General features: G+C 53.5%; 14 protein-coding genes, 1 tRNA gene and 1 pseudogene. 8 read left to right on the forward strand and 8 right to left on the reverse strand.

The window, feature by feature from the left end:
- Window positions 1-50 precede the first annotated feature (50 nt).
- Both FDW94_RS06360 and rutR read left to right on the forward strand, forming a co-directional pair.
- On the forward strand, window positions 51-965 hold the full coding sequence (locus FDW94_RS06360; RefSeq protein WP_137377314.1) for a DMT family transporter: 915 nt from the start codon (window positions 51-53) through the stop codon (window positions 963-965).
- Between the two features lie 58 nt (window positions 966-1023).
- On the forward strand, window positions 1024-1662 hold the full coding sequence (gene rutR, locus FDW94_RS06365; RefSeq protein WP_003036026.1) for an HTH-type transcriptional regulator RutR: 639 nt from the start codon (window positions 1024-1026) through the stop codon (window positions 1660-1662).
- On the opposite strand, the gene FDW94_RS06370 is transcribed toward rutR, so the two are convergent.
- Together FDW94_RS06370 and putA are read right to left on the reverse strand one after the other, a co-directional pair.
- Window positions 1659-2054 (reverse strand): lysozyme inhibitor LprI family protein, encoded by a 396-nt coding sequence (locus FDW94_RS06370; RefSeq protein WP_048235671.1) that lies wholly within the window; start codon window positions 2052-2054, stop codon window positions 1659-1661. The two genes, rutR and FDW94_RS06370, sit on opposite strands and share 4 nt — an antisense overlap.
- Window positions 2055-2113: 59 nt before the next feature.
- On the reverse strand, window positions 2114-6076 hold the full coding sequence (gene putA / locus FDW94_RS06375) for a trifunctional transcriptional regulator/proline dehydrogenase/L-glutamate gamma-semialdehyde dehydrogenase (RefSeq protein ID WP_137377315.1): 3963 nt from the start codon (window positions 6074-6076) through the stop codon (window positions 2114-2116).
- A gap of 422 nt (window positions 6077-6498) precedes the next feature.
- Between putA and putP the strand changes: the two genes are divergently transcribed.
- The 5 genes from putP (at window position 6499) to phoH (ending at window position 12840) form a co-directional block, all read left to right on the forward strand.
- On the forward strand, window positions 6499-8007 hold the full coding sequence (gene putP, locus FDW94_RS06380) for a sodium/proline symporter PutP (RefSeq protein ID WP_137377316.1): 1509 nt from the start codon (window positions 6499-6501) through the stop codon (window positions 8005-8007).
- A 213-nt stretch (window positions 8008-8220) separates the two neighbouring features.
- The gene (gene efeU / locus FDW94_RS06385; RefSeq protein ID WP_003036041.1) at window positions 8221-9054 is read left to right on the forward strand and encodes an iron uptake transporter permease EfeU; all 834 of its coding nucleotides are present in this window, start codon (window positions 8221-8223) and stop codon (window positions 9052-9054) included.
- Between the two features lie 58 nt (window positions 9055-9112).
- The gene (gene efeO / locus FDW94_RS06390; protein WP_137377317.1) at window positions 9113-10240 is read left to right on the forward strand and encodes an iron uptake system protein EfeO; all 1128 of its coding nucleotides are present in this window, start codon (window positions 9113-9115) and stop codon (window positions 10238-10240) included.
- 5 nt (window positions 10241-10245) lie between these two features.
- Window positions 10246-11529 (forward strand): iron uptake transporter deferrochelatase/peroxidase subunit, encoded by a 1284-nt coding sequence (gene efeB, locus FDW94_RS06395; RefSeq protein ID WP_137377318.1) that lies wholly within the window; start codon window positions 10246-10248, stop codon window positions 11527-11529.
- Between the two features lie 522 nt (window positions 11530-12051).
- Window positions 12052-12840 (forward strand): phosphate starvation-inducible protein PhoH, encoded by a 789-nt coding sequence (phoH, locus tag FDW94_RS06400; RefSeq protein WP_003832078.1) that lies wholly within the window; start codon window positions 12052-12054, stop codon window positions 12838-12840.
- 143 nt (window positions 12841-12983) lie between these two features.
- Here phoH and FDW94_RS06405 read toward each other — a convergent pair.
- The 3 genes from FDW94_RS06405 to FDW94_RS06415 all read right to left on the reverse strand — a co-directional run bounded on the left by FDW94_RS06405 (window position 12984) and on the right by FDW94_RS06415 (window position 14775).
- Window positions 12984-13071: transfer RNA gene (locus tag FDW94_RS06405), tRNA-Ser, on the reverse strand.
- Between the two features lie 149 nt (window positions 13072-13220).
- The gene (locus FDW94_RS06410) at window positions 13221-13898 is read right to left on the reverse strand and encodes an isochorismatase family protein (protein ID WP_003831673.1); all 678 of its coding nucleotides are present in this window, start codon (window positions 13896-13898) and stop codon (window positions 13221-13223) included.
- A 16-nt stretch (window positions 13899-13914) separates the two neighbouring features.
- Window positions 13915-14775 (reverse strand): pirin family protein, encoded by an 861-nt coding sequence (locus FDW94_RS06415; RefSeq protein ID WP_137377319.1) that lies wholly within the window; start codon window positions 14773-14775, stop codon window positions 13915-13917.
- Between the two features lie 108 nt (window positions 14776-14883).
- On the opposite strand from FDW94_RS06415, the gene FDW94_RS06420 reads away from it, so the two are divergent.
- Window positions 14884-15795, forward strand: a complete 912-nt coding sequence (locus tag FDW94_RS06420) for a LysR family transcriptional regulator (RefSeq protein ID WP_003831675.1) — start codon at window positions 14884-14886, stop codon at window positions 15793-15795.
- A gap of 79 nt (window positions 15796-15874) precedes the next feature.
- Here FDW94_RS06420 and infA read toward each other — a convergent pair whose 3' ends face one another.
- The 3 genes and pseudogenes from infA to FDW94_RS23910 all read right to left on the reverse strand — a co-directional run.
- The gene (gene infA / locus FDW94_RS06425; protein ID WP_002211347.1) at window positions 15875-16093 is read right to left on the reverse strand and encodes a translation initiation factor IF-1; all 219 of its coding nucleotides are present in this window, start codon (window positions 16091-16093) and stop codon (window positions 15875-15877) included.
- Window positions 16021-16378 (reverse strand): annotated as a pseudogene (locus FDW94_RS06430) (hypothetical protein). The gene infA and the pseudogene FDW94_RS06430 overlap by 73 nt, the downstream one beginning before the upstream one ends.
- A partial coding sequence (locus FDW94_RS23910; protein WP_249358345.1) for a hypothetical protein occupies window positions 16379-16447 on the reverse strand: 69 nt, incomplete at its 5' end. It lies immediately after the preceding pseudogene.

Below are 16447 nucleotides of genomic sequence, written 5' to 3' on the forward strand. Positions count from 1 at the left end.
TGTAACAAAACGCAACGCAGACTAATGACATTCAGTTAATCGGGTGTCTCATGTCATTACTTTCTCGTTATTCCTTCTCTGTTAAACCTCAGGAAGCGATCCTCATTGTGATCACCATGTTCTGGGGTGGCACGTTTTTGGCGGTGCAATATGCCGTTACCCTGAGCGGCCCTTTTTTCTTTGTCGGTGTGCGTTTTGCCACTGCCGCGGTGGCGGTCGCGCTTTTGTCGTTACACACACTGCATAAGCTGACGTGGCTGGAAGTTAAAGCAGGGGTTGCAATCGGTATTGCAATTGCGCTGGGCTATAGTCTGCAAACCTGGGGGTTACAGTTTATTCCCAGCAGTAAATCGGCGTTTATTACCGCGATGTACGTACCGTTGGTGCCGCTTTTACAATGGTTGTGTCTGGGACGCATACCAGGTCTGATGCCATGCGTCGGCATTGTGCTGGCCTTTATCGGATTGATTTTTCTTGCCGGACCGGGAGGCAATTTACTGGCTTTAGGCGAAGGCGAGTGGATCACGCTCGCCGGTGCGGTGGCGATTGCGGCAGAAATTATCCTGATTAGCGCGTGGGCAGGAAAAGTGGATGTTCGTCGGGTAACGGTAGTGCAACTGGCAACCGCTTCGATAGTGGCGTTTATGGCGATGGGACCGGCCGGAGAGACCGTACCACCAATGTCTACCGGATTGCTGGTGGTGGCGCTGGGGCTGGGTATTTTTAGCGCGATTATTCAGGTCACCATGAACTGGGCGCAGCGCAGCGTTTCGCCGACGCGCGCGACGGTTATTTATACCGGTGAACCGGTGTGGGCGGGGATCTTTGGCCGTCTGGCGGGTGAACGCTTACCGCTACTTGCATTGCTTGGTGCGGCATTCATTATTGTTGGCGTACTGGTCAGCGAGCTGAAGTTCAAAAAGAAAAAAGCGCTTGGACAAGAGGCGCCGCCGGAATCGCTTTAATTTAACCATTCACCGCGTGATTTGGTATGCTGACGCCCTCACAAGAAGGAGAGGGCGCATGGTCCAACGCGCAGAGAAAAAAACAGGTAAGCGCTCGCAGGCCGTCAGTGCAAAACGCCAGGCCATCTTAACCGCGGCATTAAATATCTTCTCCCAATATGGGATCCACGGCACGCGCCTGGAGCAGGTGGCAGAGCAGGCGGGCGTGTCAAAAACCAATCTACTTTATTACTACCCGTCAAAAGAGGTGCTTTATATCGCCGTTTTACGGCAGATCCTCGACATCTGGCTAGCTCCATTGAAAGCTTTTCGCGAAGACTTTGCGCCGCTGGTGGCCATTAAAGAATACATTCGCCTTAAGCTGGAAGTGTCGCGCGATTACCCTCAGGCCTCACGGCTGTTTTGTATGGAGATGCTGGCCGGAGCGCCTTTATTGATGGCAGAACTGGAGGGGGATCTCAAAACGCTAATTGATGAGAAATCCGCGCTGATTGCCGGTTGGATCAAAAGCGGAAAACTGGCTCCGGTCGATCCGCATCATCTGATTTTTATGATTTGGGCTTCAACTCAGCACTACGCCGATTTTGCCCCACAGGTAGAGGCGGTGACGGGCGCAACGCTGCGTGATGAAGCCTTTTTTAACCAAACGGTGGAGAGCGTACAGCGGATGATTATTGAAGGGATCCGCGTGCGTTAACTGGCCGGCGGTAACGGGCAGCTTAAATCGCCTTCTTCACACTGCAAAAGTGAGGCGAGAAACGCTTCGCGCTCGTTGGTCTTATCCGTCAGGCACTGGCTGGAAATCATCGCCTGAACGCTACCGCCTTCAGTGCCAGAACTGATTAACGCACAGTCCGCATCGCGCAAAGTTATCCAGGATACTTGCGCTTTTTTCAGTAAATCGCGCTGGGTTGGGGCGGCGCGCTTCAGCGCATTCTGATAAGTTTCATTAAGTTTGGCGTCGGCCGCTTTATACTGCTCTGCCGCACAGGTGTTCATCTCAATCTGCGTGTTTGCGTTGGCGCAGTCATCCGCCAGCGCCTGGCCGCCCAGCAGCAGCGCTGCACATGTCAGTACGATTCGTTTCATGCTTCCCTCTGGCTTCATAAAAAAAGGCCCCGTTACCGGAGCCTTAATTAACCACAACCTTAGCCGATTGTCATCAGGCTGGCGTTCCCCCCAGCTGCGGCGGTATTGACGCTCAGGGAGCGCTCAATATACAACCTTTCCAGCAGGATATTGCTTTCGCCGCGGGCAAAGCCCTGGACCGACACAATCGCCCCTTCGCGGGCCGCCACCGCTTCACACAGTGCGCGAAGCTGATCGGAATCACCGTGGAAAATAACCGCATCAAACGGCTGCGTAGTGATGTTGTCCGCTTTGGCAAATTGGATGCGCCCGGAAACTACTGCTGGCAGACGTTTTGCCAGGTCGCGATGGAATGTATCATCTGGCCACAGGATTAAGCTACCAACGGAAGTTACAGCGGCAACCTGTACCAGCGCATCCTGTTCATCATCGGCGATACACAGCACGCGTTCGCGCGGCAACAGCGTCCAGGTATTGCGCTCGCCGGTGGGTCCTGGCAGCAGGCGTTGCGTTCCGGCCTGCGCCAGTTCACCAAACTGTTGGCAGAGCGCACGCAGTGCTGGACGATCGGTTGCCCATTCGCTAAGCGCTTCCAGCGGCTGAACGAGCGCCGTTTTAAGCTGTGCATCGACAGGGTATTCGGCATCCTGACGGGCAAGCGTAATGCCTAACGCATTTTCCGGACGGTTTGCCAGCAGGCGGTACAGATACAGCGGTCCACCCGCTTTTGGCCCGGTTCCTGACAAGCCTTCGCCACCGAATGGCTGCACTCCGACGACGGCGCCGACCATATTGCGGTTAACGTACAGGTTCCCCACATGTGCCGAACCCGTGACCTGGGCGATGGTTTCATCGATACGGGTGTGCACGCCCAGCGTTAGGCCATAGCCGGAGGCATTAATTTGCTCAATCAGACTGCCCAGATTGTTGCGGGTGTAACGCACAACGTGCAGTACCGGACCGAACACCTCTTTTTGTAATTCGTCGAAGCTTTCCAGCTCGATAAGCGTCGGCGCGATAAAGGTACCGGTTTGCCATTCACGCGCATCGTCGCTGTTTTCGCGCGCAACCTGGAACACCGGACGCCCTTTGGCGCGCATGGCCTGAATATGGCGCTCAATATTGGCTTTGGCTTCTTCATCGATTACCGGTCCAATATCGGTGGTCAGGCGACCCGGGTTACCCATGCGGCATTCCGCCATTGCGCCACGCAGCATTTTCAGCGTATGGTCGGCGACATCGTCCTGCAGACACAGGACGCGAAGCGCGGAGCAGCGCTGTCCGGCGCTGTCAAAGGCAGAAGCCAGAACGTCGACCACGACTTGTTCCGTTAACGCAGAAGAGTCGACGATCATGGCGTTCATCCCGCCGGTTTCGGCGATAAGCGGGATTGGACGCCCCTGAGCATCGAGGCGGGTCGCGATATTACGTTGCAACAGCGTGGCGACTTCCGTTGAGCCGGTAAACATGACGCCGCGTACGCGCTCATCGGAAGTGAGCTGTGCCCCGACCGTTTCACCTTGACCAGGCAACAGTTGCACCACGCCTGGCGGCACACCTGCTTCGAGTAAAATGGCAATACCCTGGGCGGCAATCAGCGGAGTTTGTTCCGCGGGTTTTGCCAACACGCTGTTGCCCGCCGCCAGCGCAGCGGCAATCTGCCCGGTGAAAATGGCCAGCGGGAAGTTCCAGGGGCTGATACAGACCACCGGCCCTAACGGACGATGGGTTTCATTATCGAAGTCATCGCGGACCTGACCGGCATAATAGTGCAGGAAGTCTACCGCTTCGCGCACTTCCGCAATGGCGTTGCTGAAGGTTTTGCCCGCTTCGCGCACCAGAATGCCAATTAACTGCTGCATCTGGCCTTCCATCAGAACGGCGGCGCGATGCAAAATAGCGGCGCGCTCTTGTGGCGGTGTGGCGAACCAGATCGGCGCGTTATTTACCGCGTTCTGCAATGCCTGTTCCACTTCGCTGTGAGTCGCTTCACGCACATAACCGACAATGTCTTTCGGTTCGGCCGGGTTGACGACTGGGGTCATTTCACCGTCAGCAACCGGATGTTCGAGCATCGGTTTAGCGTGCCATTTTTGCAGCGCGCTGTTGAGCAGGGCGGAGGACAGTGAGGCCAGACGATGTTCGTTCGCTAAATCCAGTCCGCCTGAGTTTTCGCGGCCTTTACCGTACAGGTCACGCGGCAGGGCAATCTTCGGATGTGGCAGACCAGCCTGGCCTTCCTGCTGCGCCAGTTTTTCAACGGCTTCGACCGGATCGGCGACCAGTTCATCCAGCGGCAGGGTAGTGTCTGCAATGCGGTTGACGAACGAGGTGTTGGCGCCGTTTTCCAGCAGACGACGCACCAGGTACGCAAGCAGCGTTTCATGCGTGCCTACCGGTGCATAAATGCGGCATGGACGATTCAGTTTGCCATCGGCAACTTTACCGGTGACCTGCTCATACAGCGGTTCGCCCATACCGTGCAGGCACTGGAACTCGTACTGACCTGGATAATAGTTTTGACCGGCCAACTGATAAATCGCCGCCAGCGTATGGGCGTTGTGGGTGGCGAACTGCGGGTAGATCAGATTCGGCACCGCAAGCAGTTTTTTCGCACAGGCCAGATAGGAAACGTCGGTGTAGACCTTACGGGTATAGACCGGATAACCTTCCAGACCGTCCATTTGCGCACGTTTGATTTCGCTATCCCAGTAGGCGCCCTTAACCAGACGGATCATCAGGCGACGGCGGCTGCGCGTGGCGAGGTCAATCAGGTAGTCGATAACATACAGGCAGCGCTTCTGGTAGGCCTGAATAACAAAGCCGATACCGTTCCAGCCCGCGAGTTCAGGTTCAAAGCACAGTTTTTCCAGCAGATCGAGGGAGATCTCCAGTCGGTCGGCCTCTTCAGCATCGATATTGATACCGATGTCGTACTGGCGGGCCAGCAGAGTAAGCGACTTCAGACGCGGATAGAGTTCATCCATCACGCGGTCATACTGCGCGCGGCTATAACGCGGATGCAGCGCTGACAGCTTGATAGAAATGCCCGGCCCTTCATAGATGCCGCGGCCGTTAGAGGCTTTACCAATGGCGTGGATTGCCTGTTGGTACGAAACCATATAAGCCTGGGCATCGGCGGCAGTCAGAGCTGCTTCACCCAGCATGTCGTAAGAGTAGCGGAAACCTTTTTCTTCCAGTTTACGGGCGTTAGCCAGCGCTTCGGCGATAGTCTCTCCGGTGACGAACTGCTCGCCCATCAGGCGCATTGCCATGTCGACGCCTTTACGCACCAGTGGTTCACCGCTTTTACCGATAATACGGTTGAGTGAGCGTGAGAGGCTGGCTTCATTATGCGTAGAAACCAGACGACCGGTAAACAACAGCCCCCAGGTCGCCGCGTTGACGAACAGGGACGGGCTACGTCCAATGTGCGACTGCCAGTTGCCGTTGCTGATTTTGTCGCGGATTAACGCATCGCGGGTTGCCTTATCAGGAATACGCAGCAGGGCTTCGGCCAGGCACATCAGCGCGACCCCTTCCTGCGAAGAAAGTGAGAATTCCTGCAATAAACCTTGTACCATCCCGGCGCGGCCGCTGGCGGTCTTCTGGTTACGCAGTTTGTCGGCCAGATCGTACGCCAGCTTGTGCGCTTGCTCCGCGATGGGTTGCGGCAGACGAGCCTGCTCCATCAGCATCGGCACAGCATCGGTTTCGGCTCGGCGGTACGCGGCGGTGATTGCTGCGCGGGAAACTGACTGCGGCAGGATCTGTTCGGCAAATTCCAGGAAAGGCTGATGCGCTTCATTCTGCGGCGTGGTTGACTCCTCACCCTCATTCGCGGCACCCGCCAGCAGGGCCGGCAGTTCAGGAAGCGCGTCGTCATTTTCCAGTCTTTCGAGATAATTAAAGATGGCTTGCTTGATCAGCCAATGTGGCGTGCGATCGATTCGTGATGCTGCTGTTTTAATACGCTCGCGAGTGGCGTCATCCAGTTTAACCCCCATCGTGGTGGTTCCCATGCCGTTTACTCCTGTTGTACTGAAATACGGGTCTGATAGTTACCGAGAAATATCCACTATGTTGCAACTTTGTGCAACCGTGTTAAATGTGACTTGGTTTGCAAGCTTGGAAATGAATGAGATGTTAATAAATATGAGTCTTATGATGTGGGCTGTATAAATTACAGAATCTTTTTCTCTGCGGTAGTTAACACTTTTAAAAGGTGCAACCGAAAAAAATGTGAGAGAGTGCAACCTACAGAAAAATGCTATCTACTCTGGATCAAATTTGATGTAAATGGTGTGTTAAATCGATTGTGAATAACCATCGCTTCCGGCAGGATACGGTCGCCCTGGTCAACATAGATATCTTTGCCACGTTCCGGCAGGGTAATAAAACGGCAAGCCACGGCATTGCTGATACATAATTTTGGAGAGTTTTGATGGCTATTAGCACACCGATGTTAGTGACATTCTGTGTCTATATTTTCGGCATGATATTGATAGGGTTTATTGCATGGCGTTCAACCAAAAACTTTGACGATTACATTCTGGGTGGACGCAGTCTGGGTCCATTCGTGACCGCGTTATCCGCCGGGGCATCTGACATGAGCGGCTGGTTGCTGATGGGGCTGCCTGGCGCGATTTTCCTGTCGGGGATTTCAGAAAGCTGGATCGCCATCGGCCTTATTTTGGGCGCCTGGATCAACTGGAAGCTGGTGGCCGGACGTTTACGCGTACACACCGAATACATAAACAATGCGCTGACGTTACCGGATTACTTTACCGGTCGCTTTGAAGATAAAAGCCGAATTCTACGTATTATCTCCGCGCTGGTTATTCTGCTGTTTTTCACCATCTATTGCGCTTCCGGTATTGTGGCAGGGGCACGTCTGTTTGAAAGCACCTTTGGCATGAGCTACGAAACAGCACTGTGGGCGGGCGCGGCCGCGACGATCATTTATACCTTTATTGGTGGTTTCCTGGCGGTTAGCTGGACCGATACCGTCCAGGCCAGCCTGATGATCTTTGCTCTGATCCTGACGCCGGTGATGGTAGTCATTGGCGTGGGTGGATTCGACGATTCGCTGGAAGTGATTAAACAAAAGAGCATTGAGAACGTGGACATGTTCAAAGGGCTGAATTTTGTTGCCATCATTTCCCTGATGGGCTGGGGTCTGGGCTACTTTGGTCAGCCGCATATTCTGGCGCGCTTTATGGCTGCAGATTCCCACCATAGCATCGTTCATGCTCGCCGCATTAGCATGGCCTGGATGATTCTGTGTCTGGCAGGTGCTGTGGCCGTGGGCTTCTTTGGTATTGCTTACTTTAACAACAACCCACAGCTTGCCGGTGCCGTTAACCAGAACGCCGAGCGTGTGTTTATTGAACTGGCGCAAATCCTGTTCAACCCGTGGATTGCCGGTATCCTGCTGTCTGCGATCCTCGCTGCGGTTATGTCGACCCTGAGCTGCCAGCTGCTGGTGTGCTCCAGCGCAATCACCGAAGATTTGTACAAAGCGTTCCTGCGTAAAAATGCCAGCCAGAAAGAGTTGGTGTGGATTGGCCGCATCATGGTGTTGGTCGTGGCGCTGGTGTCTATCGCGCTGGCGGCGAACCCGGAGAACCGTGTACTTGGTCTGGTAAGCTACGCCTGGGCGGGCTTCGGCGCTGCGTTTGGTCCGGTAGTCCTGTTCTCCGTAATGTGGTCGCGTATGACCCGCAACGGCGCGCTGGCAGGGATGATCATTGGTGCGGTGACGGTAATCGTCTGGAAACAGTTTGCCTGGCTGGGTCTGTATGAAATCATCCCGGGCTTTGTTTTCGGCAGCATCGGTATTGTGGTCTTCAGCCTGTTGGGTAAAGCGCCTTCAACTGCTATGCAGCAACGTTTTGCCGAGGCTGATGCGCATTATCACTCAGCTCCGCCATCGCGTTTACAGGCAGAATAATCTGCCTCAGTCTTCAAGCCCGCCGCGTGCGGGCTTTTTTATTGCTTCCGTTGTAAACCTGCTATAACCATTACCCGCCTGGCTTTTTACATTCAGTCATCATTCTCAAAACATTCTGCTTGAGTTTTTCTTTGCTGTAATGATAATCACTATCACTGTAATTTACTTTTCTTTTCATCAATTGACTGAGAATAACGTTTAAGGGTTCTTCGCATGTTTGTTCCATTTCTAATTATGTTGCGCGAAGGGTTAGAGGCCGCGCTGATTGTCAGCCTGATTGCCAGCTACCTGAAACGGACTCAGCGTGGTCGATGGATTGGTGTGATGTGGATTGGTGTTCTGCTGGCGGCGGCGTTATGCCTGGCGTTAGGGATTTTCATCAACGAAACCACCGGTGAATTTCCGCAAAAAGAACAGGAGCTGTTTGAAGGCATCGTTGCGGTCATTGCCGTGGTGATCCTCACCTGGATGGTGTTCTGGATGCGTAAAGTTTCGCGCAACGTCAAAGTCCAGCTTGAACAGGCTGTCGATAACGCGTTGCAACGCGGCAACCATCACGGCTGGGCGCTGGTGATGATGGTCTTTTTTGCTGTTGCCCGTGAAGGGCTGGAGTCGGTGTTCTTTCTACTGGCAGCATTCCAGCAGGATGTAGGTATCTGGCCGCCGTTAGGCGCGATGCTCGGGCTGGCTACCGCGGTGGTTCTGGGTTACCTGATTTACCTCGGCGGTATTCGCCTCAACCTCGGGGCATTCTTTAAATGGACCAGCCTGTTCATTTTGCTGGTGGCTGCCGGTCTTGCCGCTGGGGCAATCCGCGCTTTCCACGAAGCCGGGTTGTGGAATCATTTTCAGGATGTGGCGTTTGACCTGAGCAGCGTGCTGTCGACGCATTCACTGTTTGGCACATTGATGGAAGGCATTTTCGGCTATCAGGAAGCGCCAAGCGTTAGTGAAGTCGCTGTCTGGTTTATCTACCTGATTCCGGCGTTGATTATGTTTGCGTTACCGCCGCGTTCAGGCACTACGGCATCGCGTACCGCACCTTGATAAAAACGCGATGCAGAATGCTTTTTAGTTACAACATACTTATTTATAGGGATAGGTTATGACGTTTAATTTTCGCCGTAGTGCGCTGCAGCTAGGTATCGCCGCGCTGTTTGCCTCCGCTTTTAATGCACAAGCTGCCGATATTCCGCAGGTGAAAGTCACAGTTAACGACAAACAATGTGAACCGATGATTATCACAGTTAATGCCGGGAAAACGCAGTTCATCATCCAGAACCACAGCCAGAAAGCGCTGGAGTGGGAGATCCTCAAAGGCGTTATGGTGGTTGAAGAGCGCGAAAACATTGCACCAGGCTTTAGCCAGAAAATGACCGCTAACCTCCAGCCTGGCGAATATGATATGACCTGCGGTCTGTTGACTAACCCGAAAGGCAAACTGATCGTAAAAGGTAGCGCAACGGCGGATGCCGCGCAAAGCGATGCTCTGCTGAGTCTGAGCGGCGCGATTACCGAATACAAAGCCTATGTGACAGCCGAAACCGCGCAGTTGGTTGCGGGCACTAAAGCCTTTACCGATGCGATTAAAGCAGGCGATCTGGAAAAAGCGAAATCTCTGTATGCGCCAACCCGTCAGCATTATGAGCGTATTGAACCGATTGCTGAACTGTTCTCCGATCTCGACGGCAGCATCGATGCGCGGGAAGATGATTACGAACAAAAAGCCGCCGATCCTAAATTCACCGGCTTCCACCGCCTGGAGAAAGCGCTGTTTGGCGACAATACCACCAAAGGTATGGATAAGTACGCCGACCAATTAAACAGCGATGTTCTTGACCTGCAAACGCGTATTAGCGAGCTGGCTTTCCCACCGTCTAAAGTTGTTGGCGGGGCAGCAGGACTGATTGAAGAAGTTGCTGCCAGCAAAATCAGTGGGGAAGAAGATCGCTATAGCCATACCGATCTGTGGGATTTCCAGGCCAACGTCGATGGTGCGCAGAAAATTGTCGATCTCCTGCGTCCTCAGTTGCAAAAAGCCAATGCTGAACTGCTTGCGAAGGTGGATGCGAACTTCAAAAAGGTCGATACCATTCTGAGCAAGTACCGTACCAAAGACGGCTTTGAAACCTATGACAAACTGACTGATGCCGATCGTAATGCACTGAAAGGGCCAATCACGACGCTGGCGGAAGATTTGTCGCAATTACGCGGTGTTCTGGGTCTGGATTAAGCACTATGCAGCAAGATAATGAAAACGGCGTGAGCGAACCGTCACGCCGACGTTTACTGAAAGGGATGGGCGCCCTGGGTGGGGCGCTGGCGCTGGCGGGTGGGTGTCCGGTTGCCCACGCGCAAAATCCACAAAGCGCGCCGGGCACGTTGTCTCCGGATGCACGTAGTGAAGCGCAGCCGTTTTATGGTCAGCATCAGGCGGGGATCCTGACGCCGCAGCAGGCATCAATGATGCTGGTGGCGTTCGATGTTCTCGCCAGCGATAAGGCCGATCTTGAGCGTTTATTCCGGTTGCTGACCAGCCGATTTGCGTTTCTGACCACCGGTGGACCGGCGCCGGATACGCCGAATCCGCGTCTCCCCCCTATGGATTCAGGTATCCTCGGCGCATACATTGCGCCAGACAACCTGACGATGACGTTGTCAGTCGGCTCCTCGCTGTTTGATGAACGCTATGGCCTGAAATCGCAGATGCCGAAAAAGCTGCAAAAAATGACCCGCTTCCCGAATGATTCACTGGATGCGGCGCTGTGCCATGGCGATGTGCTGCTGCAGATTTGTGCCAACACCCAGGACACCGTCATCCACGCGTTGCGCGATATCATTAAACATACGCCCGATCTCCTTAGCGTGCGCTGGAAACGTGAAGGTTTTATTTCCGACCACGCCGCACGTAGTAAAGGCAAAGAGACCCCGGTCAATTTGCTTGGCTTTAAAGACGGCACCGCGAATCCGGACGCTACGGATGCGAAGTTGATGCAAGACGTGGTGTGGGTTACGGACGGGCAGGGCGAGCCTGCCTGGGCACAAGGCGGAAGCTATCAGGCCGTCAGGCTCATTCAGTTTCGCGTTGAGTTCTGGGATCGTACGCCGCTGAAAGAGCAGCAAACGATTTTTGGTCGCGATAAACACACCGGCGCACCGCTGGGTATGCAGCATGAGCATGATGTGCCTGACTATGCCAGCGATCCTGAAGGCGATGTGATTGCGCTCGACAGCCATATCCGTCTCGCAAATCCGCGTACGAAAGAGACCGACTCCAGCCTGATGATGCGTCGTGGCTACAGTTATTCGCTCGGTGTGACTAATTCCGGTCAGCTGGATATGGGGCTGTTGTTTGTCTGCTATCAACACGATCTGGAAAAAGGTTTTTTGACAGTGCAGAAACGTCTGAACGGTGAAGCGCTGGAAGAATATGTCAAACCGATTGGTGGGGGATATTTCTTTGCTTTGCCGGGTGTTAAAACTGCAGATAATTATCTGGGACAGTCTCTGCTTGAAGCCTGATGATTATGCCCCGCAGTACAGCGGGGTTTTTCCTGACATCTTGATGAAGGAACAAACTATTTTTTATGATCGGTATGCGACTGAAATAATTCTGTCATCTTTCTGCAAGAGACTGTCTCTGGTGATAAGATAGAATTTAGGTTAATAACAAGTAAAAATATTGTTGCATTAGCGAAAGGTTATGATGTACTTATAAGTAATAGCGGTAGTTCCCGGCGGTGATTGTCATTCACTATGGAGATCGCGAATGGAAAAGTCCTGTATTGGACACGTTTTTCACAGTAACAGCAGTACCTTACGCGGACGTTTCTCTTCCGGTAGCCTCCTCGTCACCGCTAAATCTCTCTCTCATTCACTTCTTATCTTCGCAACTGACGCCCTGTACGGTGCGCGTAGCTGTGCGTGGCGTCTTATCCGAAAGCAAGCAATGGCTTACAAGGAAGCCAACCCTCAGATGTTCGTGCGCATAATCGTGCCGCCAACGGCGCGTGTGATGTATACCTACAACTCAAGGTGCTATCCATGGGAAGACAAAAAGCAGTGATCAAAGCTCGTCGTGAAGCAAAACGTGTGCTGAGGCGGGATTCGCGTAGCCATAAGCAACGTGAAGATGAATCGGTCACCTCGCTTGTGCAGATGGGCGGCGTAGAAGCGATTGGTATGGCGCGTGACAGTCGCGACGCCTCGCCAATCACGGCGCGGAATGAAGCTCAGGCGCACTACCTGAATGCTATCGAGAGTAAACAGCTGATCTTCGCCACCGGTGAAGCCGGGTGTGGTAAAACCTGGATTAGCGCGGCAAAAGCAGCAGAGGCCCTGATCCATAAAGATGTGGACAGGATCATTGTAACCCGTCCAGTTCTGCAAGCTGATGAAGACCTCGGCTTCTTACCTGGAGATGTTTCCGAGAAGTTTGCTCCCTATTTTCGCCCCGTGTATGACGTGCTTGTCAAACGGCTGGGAGCCTCCTTCATGCAATATTGCCTGCGACCTGAGATTGGTAAGGTGGAAATCGCGCCGTTCGCCTATATGCGTGGACGTACCTTTGAAAATGCAGTGGTCATTCTTGACGAGGCTCAGAACGTCACTGCTGCGCAAATGAAGATGTTTTTGACCCGCCTCGGGGAGAATGTGACGGTGATTGTGAATGGGGATGTGACCCAGTGCGATCTACCAGCCCACGTTCGCTCAGGGCTTAGCGATGCGCTGGCCCGTTTCGAAGAAGATGAGATGGTTGGGATTGTTCGTTTCAATAAAGACGATTGCGTCCGCTCTGCGCTCTGTCAGCGGACGCTCAACGCTTACAACTGATAAGTACTCCGTCTTCAAGGCCCGGGAAACCGGGCTTTGTTGTTTGACGCCAGTACATGACCGGTCGGGGCTTCTCATCCCCCCGCAGATGTGCAACATGCGAAAAAAAAGCCCGTACTTTCGTACGAGCTCTTCTTAAAATATGGCGGTGAGGGGGGGATTCGAACCCCCGATACGTTGCCGTATACACACTTTCCAGGCGTGCTCCTTCAGCCACTCGGACACCTCACCATATTGTATTGCTGCCTGACCGCTTGGGGGGCAACGGGGCGCTACTATAGGGAGTTGCGCTAAAACGGTCAAGCAGAATTTACGTGTTAACTCTCGTTTGGTTACGCAATATACATATTCCTCCGCCCAGGCAGGCGCGGAGGAAAGGATTAGCGCTGAGAGTCCAGTTTTTCGCCGCTGGTCACGACTTCCTGAGCTTTGCTGTAGCTTTCGATCAGCAACTGATAAGCCGGGAAGACTTTGGTATACACTTCCGCCCATTCGGCGGCGTCTTCACGGTTCCACGTACCCTGAATTTCAGAAGCGACGGCGGCGGTATCCATCGGCACGACGCCAGCCTGAACAACACGAGCCAGGGTGATTTCCTGCGCCATTTTGCTGTAAGTACCGGAAGCGTCGATCACTGCGAAGACCTTATAGCCTTCCGCAACCGCGCTGATAGCCGGGAAAGCCATGCACACGCTGGTAATCGTACCGGCGATAATCAGCGTTTTACGACCCGTTGCTTTGACCGCTTTCACGAAATCTTCGTTATCCCAGGCGTTGATTTCGCCCTTACGCGCCACGTATTGGGCATGCGGCGCATTGGCGTGGATCTCAGGGATCAGCGGGCCGTTAGGTCCCTGCGGTACGGATGCCGTGGTAATCACCGGCATCTTCGCCAGAGTCGCCATTTTAGCCAGCGCGGCGGCACGCGCACGCAGTTCTGGCATTGGCATGTCGCCGACGGTCTGGAACAGCCCGCTCTGATGATCGATAAGCAGCATGACGGAATCATTCACATCGATGACCGGACGTGAACCATTAAAGTTTGCAGGACTGGACATATTCTTCTCCTTCGATTCAGATTTGGCCAAAGCGGCCGGAGTTAAAATCGCGTACGGCTTCAGCGATTTCTTGTTTCGTGTTCATTACAAACGGACCGTAACCTACAATCGGCTCGTTCAACGGTTCTCCAGAAAGCAGCAGCACGCTGGCGTCGCTGGAGGCTTCAATATGCAGCGTTTTCCCCTGCTGGCTCAGCACCACCAGTTGCGCTTCGCTGGCAGACGTAGTGCCGTTTACGGTGATATTCCCTTTCAATACCACCAGGGCAGTGCTCCATCCTTGCGGCTGTGACAACGTGAGCTGATGATTACGTTGCAAACGCATATCCCAGACGTTCAGCGGCGAGAAGGTATGTGCCGGGCCTTTTATATCCTGATAGCTGCCCGCAATCACACGAACGCTCCCTGCTTCATCAGGCAGGGCGACAGTGGGGATCACATCGCTGCTGATGCCCTGGTAACCCGGAACGGCCATTTTGTCTTTTGCTGGCAGATTGACCCACAGCTGTACCATTTCCAGTTCGCCACCCTGACGGGTAAATTCAGGTGAATGGAACTCTTCGTGCAATATTCCTGCTCCTGCGGTCATCCACTGCACGTCGCCGGGGCCGATAATGCCGCCGCGACCGGTTGAATCACGGTGTTCAACTTCGCCGCTGTAAACGATGGTCACCGTCTCAAAACCACGGTGAGGGTGTTCGCCTACGCCGCGTTTTTCGTTACCCGGCGTAAACGTATGTGGACCGGCGTAATCCAGCAGCAGGAACGGACTTAGTTGCTCAGCATGAGACTGGTAAGAAAACATCGAGCGAACCGGAAATCCATCGCCAACCCAGTGTGGGCGAGGTGCGGTGTAGACGCCTGTTACTTGTTTCATATGTGTCTCCTCTGTGGCGTTATCTTGATGTGAATAAGCTTATATTCATGACAGCGAGCTGAGTAGTAGCTAAAATAGTCCTCACTGTCTCATTAATAGGACAATAAAATGACAAAGCCGGATCTCAATGATTTTGCATGGTTTGTGCATGTTGTAGAGGAAGGGGGATTCGCGGCGGCGGGTCGGGCGCTTGATGAACCGAAATCAAAACTAAGCAGACGGATAGCGCAACTTGAAGAGACGCTGGGAGTTCGACTGATTCAGCGAACCACCCGCCAGTTTAACGTGACTGAAGTTGGGCAAACCTTTTACGAACACTGTAAGGCGATGCTGGTAGAAGCGCAGGCAGCGCAGGATGCGATTGCCGCGTTACAGGTTGAACCACGTGGCGTGGTGAAGTTGACGTGTCCGGTCACGCTGCTGCATGTGCATATCGGGCCAATGCTTGCCCGTTTTATGGCGCGTTATCCTGACGTATCAGTGCAACTGGAGGCCACTAACCGCCGCGTGGACGTTGTTGGAGAGGGCCTGGACGTGGCGATTCGCGTCAGGCCCCGACCATTTGAGGATAGCGACCTGGTGATGCGTGTGCTGGCGGACAGGGGACATCGTTTGTATGCCAGCCCGCAGTTAATAGAGCAAATGGGAACGCTACATTCTCCGGCGGAGCTGACGCGTTGGCCGGGCCTGAGTCTGGCGACGGGTAAACATGTGCATCGTTGGGAATTATTCGGGCCGCAGGGCGCACGTGCGGAGGTGCATTTCACGCCGCGTATGATCACCACCGATATGCTGGCGTTACGTGAAGCCGCAGTTGCCGGTGTGGGGGTAGTTCAACTTCCACAGCTGATGGTAAAAGATCAAGTAGCCGCGGGTGAACTGGTGGCATTGCTCGACGGCTGGGAACCGAAGCGAGAAATAATTCACGCAGTCTTTCCATCACGCAGGGGATTATTGCCGTCAGTACGCACATTAGTGGATTTCTTAACAGAAGAATATGCGCGGATGATTGAGGATTAAATACCTGACCTTGGCCCACAAAAAAGGCCGGTTAAACCGACCTTTTATTATCTGGACGCCATTCGGGCGTTAAAAACAATCAGCGACTACGGAAGACAATGCGGCCTTTGCTCAGGTCGTACGGGGTCAGCTCAACAGTCACTTTGTCGCCCGTCAGGATGCGGATATAGTTTTTACGCATTTTACCGGAGATGTGTGCAGTAACCACGTGACCGTTTTCTAACTCTACGCGGAACATGGTATTAGGTAACGTATCGAGAACGGTACCCTGCATTTCAATATTGTCTTCTTTGGCCATCTAATCCTCTGGGGTATCACTACCGTAATTTGAACCGGCAAGATAATGCCGAAGTTCTTTTAATAAGTAAAGATTTGTGCGTTTAAAACACAGCAAATCGGGTTTGGCGCATTACTCTAACCACACACGGCAAAGCCGCACTTAAAGCGCAACGTGTAAGGGAACGAGGAGATAAACGATAGGCGTTGCCTGACGCGAACTGTTCCTTAACGGCGGCGGGGTAATGGGCTAAACCAACTCTGCGCGACAATTATAACACCCCGACAAAAAATGTGCCGAAAACATTCACCCCTGAGGCGAAAATAACGTCCTGGGAACCCAGAAATGGCTCGGTAGCCGCTGCTGGCGCAGTCT

Origin of the sequence: Citrobacter sp. wls757, assembly GCF_005280935.1 — a bacterium.
GTDB lineage: Bacteria > Pseudomonadota > Gammaproteobacteria > Enterobacterales > Enterobacteriaceae > Citrobacter > Citrobacter portucalensis.